Genomic DNA, 8,888 nt, shown 5'->3' on the forward strand with positions numbered 1-8,888 from the left:
AGCTAGTTACCCGTAACTACTGCACCATCATCTGTTGGCGTCACCGTCACATTTTCGGGTGCCGCTTCCTTAGCCGCATTCACCGTGAACCCAGTAACTGGTTCATGATCAGATTCAGGCTTAACGCCATCACTATCTTGTACAGCTAGTTCATAGTCACCAGTTGCCACAACTGTGCCAGCAGCTAACCCTGTGATGGTTACCTTGTCCGCATCGCCCGTAAAAGATACAGTCGATTCACCTTTTTTATAAATTACCAATTTTTCAGCCATTTTATGACTTCCTTTCTATTTTCCATGTAATGGAACCAATCAACTTACCAGTATCAATTAACGGATCATCAAAGCCTTTACGCGCGACCGTTAACGGCGCATTACGCGGTGATTGCATCTGCTTAATGGTCCGTTTAATATCGTTTGAGATTTGCCGACCTAACGCATTCATTACTGACCTAGCTGTAGCTTTGCCATCCATCAACAGGCCAACCTGACGCCGCATCAGCGACTGCCAGTCATCCCTACAATGGTTATAGGTAAAACGGATGAAAGGTCGTGGTGGGATACGTACGCTCTCCTTAAGAACAAACATTACTTTAATTCCGTTGTGAGACGACTTATCAGCAACTGCTAAAACCATCTTGCCTTTTGGCCTAAAAAGGCCCGGAACATCCTTAGCTTTACGGCCATCCGCTGCTGCCGTTGGAATCGTCAAGTAATTGTGCTTAGCACGCAATGTCAGACCATTTTCATTTACCCGTGCAATCATTTGTAAGAACTCATCATCAACGGGCACCCCAACAACTAGGTTAAGTTGACTCAACTCTTTCATCTCAGCAACTAGTTCAGGGATTCTATTAATATTTGCCAACGTGCATCACCTCTAGTTCCGACTGAAAGCACGACCACGATGTCGGCCATGACCGTACTTATCAACAAGGGTTAAGTAATCAATCATGTAAGGATCATTGCCCTTGCTCCAATCAAACATCGTCTGCGACTCATTCAACTGACTAGCCGACTGTACGCCACCAGTAGCCACGATTTGAGCCACGACTAACTTACTTTTGACCAGTAAGCGATTGCCACGTTCCTGCTCATAGCTTGGCAGCTTATCAGCAAGGACGTCCGGCCAAGTATCATCGATTTGCTGTTGAATAGCTGATGCATCGACATTAGCAAATGCAGGGTCGGTTTGAACCGCGACAACCGTGGTCTTATTACTATCAGCCATTTAAAACACTCCTTTAGGCAGCGGGTGTGCTTGCTTTAGAAGAATCAGTCGTGCTGGTACTTGTTGAGCTAGATTGTGCTCTCTTCTTAGGTACAAAGTCGCTATCAATCTTTGATTTGTACGCTGCAATTCGAATGTTGCGAGGATCTACAACTGATTCCCAAGTTGTCCCTAAAGCTAGCTCATCGGCAGTAACTGTTTGACCGGCTGGTGTAAAGTCTTTAGCCACGCTAGTCCCTAGCACGTGAGTTGCCATCACGCGGCGGTTAATAATATTAGTACGACCACCGTTTTTACGTGCTTCACGTTCAACCTCAACGCCATTTTGTGGCGATGCAACTGAAAAACCAACTGAACCAGTACCAAAGATATAGCTAGTCGCAACATTATCATCCAATGGCACTTGGTCATCAACCACGATTTCCATACCGTTATAGTTACCAAATGGACCAACTGCTTGCCCCGGCTGGACGACATCGATCATTTGTTGAGCTTTCATTTGAGCGTAGGTTGCAGAGTGTACTGCAATCTTGCTAAATGTTTGGTCTTGCAAATCGCCCATCTTAGCAATCGTAGCTAAGAAGCCACGCGCACCAAATGAATTTGCAGAATCATCAAATAGCTTAGCAGTCGCAATATCAGTATTAGCAAAGATGCCAGCTAATTCTTGTAATAGCACTTTTTGATTTACACGAACCCAGTAATTACCAAAACGAGTTGCAATCACTTCTTGTGGATTAGCGCCAGAAACTAAGCCTGAAATATCTGTGAACCCAAATGCCTTAACTTGACGAAACTTGAAGGCACGTTGCTTCCCAGTAGTAAGCCCAGCAACACTAATATCATTGGTATCAGTCCATGATTCTGGTTCACCTTCCAAATCATTGGTAAACGGCATCGTGATGAAATCCGATGGGCTTAAAAGTTGAGCCCCTAGTGACGGATCATTAGTGACAATACCCGAATTGATAAATCGGTCAGTTTCTGTAGTTAGTTGTTGTACATACGGTGCAAACAATGATGGAACGATTGCATCAGCTAAACTAAATTGGCTATCGGCCATTAAAATCACTCCTTAATTTATTGTTGAGAAAGTTGTGCATATAGTTGAGGGTTATCATGATAGAGCTTAGTTCGTTCATCCAAATTCATTTCACTAAACTTCTTGTCTGGCGTAGTGGCTGGTGCACCGTTGCTTGGTGTTTCTGGCCCTTTCATCTTAGCTAAAACAGCTTTATGGACTGCATCGTTAAATGTGGCGCTGAATTCCTTAACATTTTGCTCACGAACTGTCTTATCCTTATCAGCTAGAAACGATGCGAATACGGTAGGTAGCCCAGCATTCGTCAGTTGATCCTTGGTATCAGCCATCGCTTCACGATGATCAAGCGCATCAATACGTTTTTGATATTCAGCATTTTCACGTGCCTTTTCCGCCTCACGTTTTTCTTTATCAGTCATGTTAGCTTCTTCAACGCCAGCAGCCTTGGCAGTAGCCAGTAAGTCCTTGAATTCATCGCTTTCACGAAAATCTTTAAGTGCCTTCTGAGTCTGTGCCTTAGCGATACTAGCTAGTTCAGCACGGCTGAAAGTTTTTGCACCATCGGTCGGTTCATTTTCTGGATCGGGTTCAGTGGCAGGTGCACCAGTTGGATCAGCATCTGGCTCCGCAAAGTATTGTAAATTCATTGGTAACACACTAGTTTTAAACATTAATATCCCTCCGTTTTACGTCCTAAAGACGAAATCACTTATACGTGGCGATAACGAAATCGGCTGTTCTTTAAAGCCCGCTACCGAAAAAAGGGCATAAAAAAAGCACTCACAATGGAGTGCATACACATACTAATCTTTGTAACTCTGACCTACTAAGCTGTCTGATATTCGCTCTAACCGCAAACCAACACTATCTGGTTCATAGTCGGGCGCTGCCGCATGTTTTAAGTAAGCTTCATCATAAGCAACCTCGTTCTTAACGATTCCAAATACTTTTGATCAGTCAAGTCGTGATTAATCTTCTTACACCGGCAGTTAGGATGCGTATCAGACGGAAAACTAGGACAATTTTCAATTTTAAATGGGCCCATCCCTGCTAAGTGCCGACACTTCTTACATGCATCGGGTTCAATAACGATATCAATTAATGATGCATCGTCATTTTTCAACTGATCCATAGTGGCCTCATCAACAACCCGGGCTGACTCACTACGAACAAGCGTTTCGATTTGCCACATTCGTTTCTTAGCTGCTGATTCCAAATTACCTTGCTCTTTATCAGCAGGCTTTAAATGTTTGATCAACTGGCCTAGATTGTCCTGTGACATGCCGTTGTTCAGCGAGTCACGGACAACGTTCTGAACATCCGTAACCATCGCATCGCTGTGGTTCCATAGAGTATCTGACCACTGGCTACCATCAATCATCTTTGCCACATTAGGCTTGATATCAACATTATGCTGCTTAGGCAACGTCCATTCATGATGAACCGCAAGCCGTTTTAACGCATCTGATTGCCATTGCCGCTCATTAGCGTAGTCATCAGCTAAGTGCTGTCTACTGGCCTTGTGAGCGTGTTTAGTGGATATGGCTATCGTTGCACCGATCATGGCGGCCAGTAAGTCTTGCCGATTGCCCTTGGCCGCTTGATACTGGAACAATTTCAGCCGTTTGCTTAGCTCGCCATCAGACTTATCATCATCTTCAAGCAATTCTTTGATTGCATCGACAAACTGATCTAAGTCCCACTTAGTCACATCACGCTTAACCTCTGCTACAGTCAGTCCCTGATCAGTCGCATACCGTACATAGAAAGCTTGCAAGTTAGTTTTGATTAACTTTAAGGCATCGAGGTAAATCCCCTCAACACGCTGATCATTCGCTTGATCCGATGCAAGTAGCTGGTCAATTCTAGCTCGTTCTTGTTGCTCAGCTAGGCTTGTTGTCATCAGTGCCACCACCAGTCAACGGTTCGGCAGACGTTCCTAAAACATCGGCCTTATCTTGATCAGTACCCTTAAGCCCAATCATATATTTCAAATTGTCTTTCGTGTTAGTTTCGCCTTGACTATCGACCCGTTGTTTTTCCTGATCAGCTGGTACGCCAGTCACTGGTTCAACTTGTTCACGGATGGTTTCTTGACTAATGGAGCCATTTAAGGAGTTCAGCGCTTGAATGTTAGTCATGATTTCTGAATCATTTTTCGGCAGATTAGGTGTATAGCTAATCTTGACGTTTTCCACTTCATCAACAGTCTTGATTGAGCTAATCTTGAACCAGTATACGGCCAACAAACGTAGACGGCGCATCAAGCCACGAGTATACAGCGATTGTTGCGTAGCTCGTTCCTGATCACTGCCCCACAGCTTATACGACATAGCTACACCAGTAGCATTAGATGCAAAGTTTTCATCGCTGACATCAGGTGTATTGGTGTCCTTGTGCACATCGGCTAAAAGTTGCTTAACATACGTTTGCCAACTAGTAGCGTCTAATGCCTTAGTGATGTATTTTGCATCAGTTGGAACTACTGTATTAGTGCCGCTAGGGTTAGATACAATGGACGGCTTTAGAAAAAGAATCAGCTTCAATAAATCTACTTTATCAGCGGAACTAACTTCATCGTCATCTTCATCATCATCGCCAGTATCGATATCCCCGCTAATGGCTAGAATCGCGTTACTGAAGTCTTCTTGACTATTCGCCATTTCAGATAGTGACTTGTCGTATGCATCGATCTCATCTAGTTTAGGTTCCCATGCTCCAAGTCGCTCATCGTTCAGCTTATATTCACTAAGCGGCACTTTACCAAAGAAGTGCGGCACCTGCTTAATGAACTTATACTCACCAAATGGAGAATTTTCACTTGTGTAATAAAAAACGTTGGAGTCAGTATAGACTTCAACGTAGTAGGTAATTCTATCCATAAAGGTAGACATGTAATAGCGTACGGCAAATAGCGAGTGATTCTCGATGGTCGTATCATAAACGACAAATGCATTAGCTGGGTCAATCGCCTTGATAGCAGCATCATTAGTGCCCTCTCGTATATAAACCAGTTCAAATGCACGACCGGTATTATTAAGATTCTTGCCCATGACCTTTTCATGATAACCGATGTCGTTGCGGGAATTGAAGCCCTCAATGATGTCAGTTAGGTCTTCACCAGTATCAGCATCGTTATCAGGGTTCGTATACGCATACTTAACCGGATTGCCGAATTGATAGCCGACCCTGAGATTAGTGATATAGCGTGGCAAGCCACTGGCGATGCGATTATCAGCCCGATTATTGGCTTTATCTGATCGCCAGTAGTGAATGTCATTATCGCCTTGATAGTAGCGCTCTAACGCTAAGATTCGTGGCAATTGATATGAGTAATGATCCTTAATAAACCACTGTAATACCTTAGCAATTTCCTGAGAATTATTTTTACTAGCTTCCCACTTTTCGGCAGGCATCTGATAGTCTTGGTTCGCATTAAATGGGAATCGATCACCGGATAGCATTAATAAACTATTGTGCTGTGCCCATGGCAAACTGATTGAGTGTGCCTGAAAATCATTCGTTTCTGCCAACTTGCATCTCCTCCTACACTAAGCCCATTTTGGCCGCTAACGTCTTATCTGGTGCCTTCTGGATGAGCTCATCAATCGTCATCGGTCCAGTAGACGTATCAAACTCGATCTTCCCGATATCCTTATTGGGATGAGTTTCAACTAGCAATTTTTCAATTGCGATTGCTTTAGGTAAGCCGCATTTGATCACGAACGCTTCACCACTTCGCCGATCTGCGATAACGATGCTGGGTCCTTTGCGCATGAATGCGTATACGTCTAGCATACCGTGTACTATGGCGCTCACGTTTCCCATATCTGTTTTTTCCATGATTAAATCGTCCTTTCAGTAGCCGGTACGCCTTTGCGTCCAATGTAATAGAATGTGAATACTCGCCATCGTCCGTAAAACCAAGGCAGTTAGCCGATGCCCGTGTTAGAAAGATAAGGTCTTCCATTGAAATCTGAATTGGATTACCACCACCCCAATACACTTCATTCCAAGCATCTAAATCTGCCTTATTTTCAATACGCACATCGAATTGAGTCATCCAACCAACCTCCTATATAAGTCCTAGTGACCGCAACTTGTTAGCTTGTTTCTTACGGCTTGAACCGGTTTTAATCTGTAACTTATTTTGAACCTGCTCAGCAACGCCAGTCAGTGCATCGGGTGCATCGTCATGCTCATTCTTACCCTCACGTTGATACCGAATTAAGAAATCATATAGTTCAGGCCAGCGATACCGCCAGTTACGAGGAAAGTAAATATGGTCCATAACCCAGACTGAATTAGATAAAATTCGTGCTATCTTGTTCTGGCTATTATGGAACCACTGTACTTTAGTTGTATTGCTGTGGTATTCATCTCTTAGCCGTGACTCAACCTGCCGCGCAAAACCGCGCCCACCGTTGTTGGATTCAATTGTTGCCAAGCCAACCTTTTGAGTAAAGAACGCCTTAGCAACAGTAGGCTCGGTAAGCTCCATCGGTTCCTGACTGAAAACAACATCTAAGATGTAAGCCTCATTCTGATAAACCCCGTAAATATAGCTCGCCAACCAGTCGGAACCCTCATCGGCCGTATCAGTGTATGAAAAAATCCCCGTAAACAGTGAGTTGCCCTCATCATCTTTGGGGATATCGTCATACTCTTTAAAGTGGCTATATAAGCGCCCTTTCTGATCAATTGGTTCTTGCTGGTAGTTAGCAGCGGCAATTTCAGGTGACTGTGCTTTAGTGGTCCGATCATACTGTGCTTTAGTCAGGATTTCATCGCAAAGCATTGAGCCGTCATCCTGAACAGCTTTCATACTGATATGCCGTACTTTATACCCCATACTCGGAAACTCGCTTAAAGCGCGTCCTGCGAGGTCACGCGATGACCATCGTGTCATAACGATGATTAGCTTTCCACCCGACTCTAGCCGCGACAGCATTGTATCCGTAAGCCAGCGCCACTGCTCATCAAGAAGGACTTCATTAAAGGCTTCTTTGGCGTTTTTGATGAGGTCATCGATGATTTCAACCTTAGCACCAAAACCCGTTGCGGTCCCTGTGGGCGATGTCGCTAAATAATTGTTATAACCGCCGTTAAGTGACCACAGATTCATCGCACCATCGCCCTGCTTGATGGTAACGCCGGGAAACACATCGCTAAAGACCGGAATATTTGGATCAGCTTTAATTTCTTGGATTGAATTACGGACACCCTTAGAAAAGGTTGTCGATAGTGACTCATTATATGAACCCGTCATAATTTGAGTAGTGGGGTCATTACCTAATAGCCATTGAACAAACAGACCGGCAGTACGTGACTTCCCATGTCGTGGCGGTTCATTAATAACTAGCACATCGTCATCAGATTCGATGAAGGATTGTAAATCATCACACAACTGAACTAGGTAATCTCGCCGTTTCACGTAAAACTTAGGTGCCATTAAATGGCAATAATCAAAAAAGGACCGGCGTGCTAATTCAATCTTAGCTCCCAATCTTATATCAGCACGACTAACCATCGTCATCACGCGCCAATTTGCGCAGCTCATCCGTGGTTAAGTCCTTATATGGGTCATTCACACTAAGACCACCTGATATCTCGGTTTCTTTACGGTCACGCCACTCAACAGGCTTGCGATTCTTAAGCCAAAAGATAGCAGCGGTCGTATCTGGTGGCACCTCATGAGTATTTTGATACAACTCGATGCGCTCACGAGTTGGAACCGCTTCGGCAGCATAGTCATTGATTTCTTGCTGAGTAGCCTCGGGATGGTCAAGCTTAAAAATGTTAGCAGCTTTGCGCCGTCTAGCATGTAAAACATCTTCATCCACATCCACAATTTTATACTGGTGATCAGTAGTGGTATAACCTTGTGCTCGCCTTAAGAGTGCCCCCTCAACTTCACGATCAACAACTTCTTTACCCTTTTTTAGGGCGTCAGAAATGTCAGGATACTTTTTCTTCCAATCATAGAGAGTAGGCCGCCGAATGCCGATGTTGTGAGCAATTTGCTCATCCGTTAGTCCATCGCGGGCCCAGCCTTCAAGCTTAGTCAAGTTCTCATGAGTCCGCCACTGTTTATACTTACCCGTAGCCATTCGAGGTCACCTCCTTTGATCAGAATTAGTTAGATTACTTTGTTTGACTAAGCGCCGAATCAATCTTTTCATGCTGCAAAGCGAACCAGTCGATAATCTCTTCGTTTCTTGCCCAGTCACTATTGGAATCTAATCCAGATTCATACAAGAAAGCGTGTAAAACTTCATGATATAAAACCTTTTGACTATACGTTTGTAGATTTGCGACAGAGTTAGGACTATCCTCAAATTTTGCAACATGAATTTCCTTGGTGGTGCTATCAGTAATAGCATCTGCATTAGCATACTCTAAACGTGAATCAGTAGAATCAAAAAAAATCTTATACGGAACTCCCATAACATTAATACTTTTAGTTTTGCTCATCATTTACCATCCTTTTATATTTTAAAATTTGATTCTAATCCGTGTACGTTGTCTTAGGCGTTCCATAAAATTTGATTGGAACCAGCGGCATGTTATTACCACCAATTGTACGTGGCAACGTTGTGATCTTATCAATTTTCAT

11 protein-coding genes are annotated in these 8,888 nt (G+C 43.8%); all 11 read right to left on the bottom strand.

What is annotated here, in order from left to right:
- Positions 1–2: 2 nt before the first annotated feature.
- The gene (locus FFM84_RS13345) at positions 3–272 is read right to left on the bottom strand and encodes a hypothetical protein (RefSeq protein WP_130845343.1); all 270 of its coding nucleotides are present in this window, start codon (positions 270–272) and stop codon (positions 3–5) included.
- A gap of 1 nt (position 273) precedes the next feature.
- Positions 274–867, bottom strand: a complete 594-nt coding sequence (locus FFM84_RS13350; protein ID WP_130845342.1) for a hypothetical protein — start codon at positions 865–867, stop codon at positions 274–276.
- A gap of 12 nt (positions 868–879) precedes the next feature.
- Positions 880–1,230, bottom strand: a complete 351-nt coding sequence (locus FFM84_RS13355) for a hypothetical protein (protein WP_130845341.1) — start codon at positions 1,228–1,230, stop codon at positions 880–882.
- A gap of 13 nt (positions 1,231–1,243) precedes the next feature.
- Complete coding sequence (locus FFM84_RS13360; protein ID WP_130845340.1) at positions 1,244–2,293, bottom strand: replication protein; 1,050 nt, start codon at positions 2,291–2,293, stop codon at positions 1,244–1,246.
- 17 nt (positions 2,294–2,310) lie between these two features.
- Positions 2,311–2,943, bottom strand: a complete 633-nt coding sequence (locus tag FFM84_RS13365) for a DUF4355 domain-containing protein (protein ID WP_130845339.1) — start codon at positions 2,941–2,943, stop codon at positions 2,311–2,313.
- Positions 2,944–3,170: 227 nt separating this feature from the next.
- Positions 3,171–4,175, bottom strand: a complete 1,005-nt coding sequence (locus FFM84_RS13370; protein ID WP_130845338.1) for a structural protein — start codon at positions 4,173–4,175, stop codon at positions 3,171–3,173.
- On the bottom strand, positions 4,156–5,805 hold the full coding sequence (locus FFM84_RS13375; protein ID WP_130845337.1) for a phage portal protein: 1,650 nt from the start codon (positions 5,803–5,805) through the stop codon (positions 4,156–4,158). The genes FFM84_RS13370 and FFM84_RS13375 overlap by 20 nt, the downstream gene beginning before the upstream one ends.
- A gap of 13 nt (positions 5,806–5,818) precedes the next feature.
- On the bottom strand, positions 5,819–6,115 hold the full coding sequence (locus FFM84_RS13380) for a hypothetical protein (protein WP_130845336.1): 297 nt from the start codon (positions 6,113–6,115) through the stop codon (positions 5,819–5,821).
- A 232-nt stretch (positions 6,116–6,347) separates the two neighbouring features.
- Positions 6,348–7,832 (bottom strand): phage terminase large subunit, encoded by a 1,485-nt coding sequence (gene terL, locus FFM84_RS13385; RefSeq protein WP_371852225.1) that lies wholly within the window; start codon positions 7,830–7,832, stop codon positions 6,348–6,350.
- The gene (locus tag FFM84_RS13390; RefSeq protein ID WP_130845335.1) at positions 7,795–8,382 is read right to left on the bottom strand and encodes a helix-turn-helix domain-containing protein; all 588 of its coding nucleotides are present in this window, start codon (positions 8,380–8,382) and stop codon (positions 7,795–7,797) included. Before FFM84_RS13390 ends, terL begins: the two co-directional genes overlap by 38 nt.
- Positions 8,383–8,416: 34 nt before the next feature.
- On the bottom strand, positions 8,417–8,746 hold the full coding sequence (locus FFM84_RS13395) for a hypothetical protein (protein ID WP_130845334.1): 330 nt from the start codon (positions 8,744–8,746) through the stop codon (positions 8,417–8,419).
- Positions 8,747–8,888: the final 142 nt, after the last annotated feature.

Origin of the sequence: Lactiplantibacillus mudanjiangensis, from assembly GCF_005405385.1 — a bacterium.
Taxonomy (GTDB): Bacteria; Bacillota; Bacilli; order Lactobacillales; family Lactobacillaceae; genus Lactiplantibacillus; species Lactiplantibacillus mudanjiangensis.

Excerpts from the sequence above, each read along its gene's own strand:
- FFM84_RS13365 (WP_130845339.1), bottom strand. The coding sequence starts at position 2,943 with ATGTTTAAAACTAGTGTGTTACCAATGAATTTACAATACTTTGCGGAG.
- terL (WP_371852225.1), bottom strand. The coding sequence starts at position 7,832 with ATGAGCTGCGCAAATTGGCGCGTGATGACGATGGTTAGTCGTGCTGAT.
- FFM84_RS13355 (WP_130845341.1), bottom strand. The coding sequence starts at position 1,230 with ATGGCTGATAGTAATAAGACCACGGTTGTCGCGGTTCAAACCGACCCT.
- FFM84_RS13370 (WP_130845338.1), bottom strand. The coding sequence starts at position 4,175 with ATGACAACAAGCCTAGCTGAGCAACAAGAACGAGCTAGAATTGACCAG.
- FFM84_RS13360 (WP_130845340.1), bottom strand. The coding sequence starts at position 2,293 with ATGGCCGATAGCCAATTTAGTTTAGCTGATGCAATCGTTCCATCATTG.
- FFM84_RS13380 (WP_130845336.1), bottom strand. The coding sequence starts at position 6,115 with ATGGAAAAAACAGATATGGGAAACGTGAGCGCCATAGTACACGGTATG.
- FFM84_RS13390 (WP_130845335.1), bottom strand. The coding sequence starts at position 8,382 with ATGGCTACGGGTAAGTATAAACAGTGGCGGACTCATGAGAACTTGACT.
- FFM84_RS13395 (WP_130845334.1), bottom strand. The coding sequence starts at position 8,746 with ATGAGCAAAACTAAAAGTATTAATGTTATGGGAGTTCCGTATAAGATT.
- FFM84_RS13345 (WP_130845343.1), bottom strand. The coding sequence starts at position 272 with ATGGCTGAAAAATTGGTAATTTATAAAAAAGGTGAATCGACTGTATCT.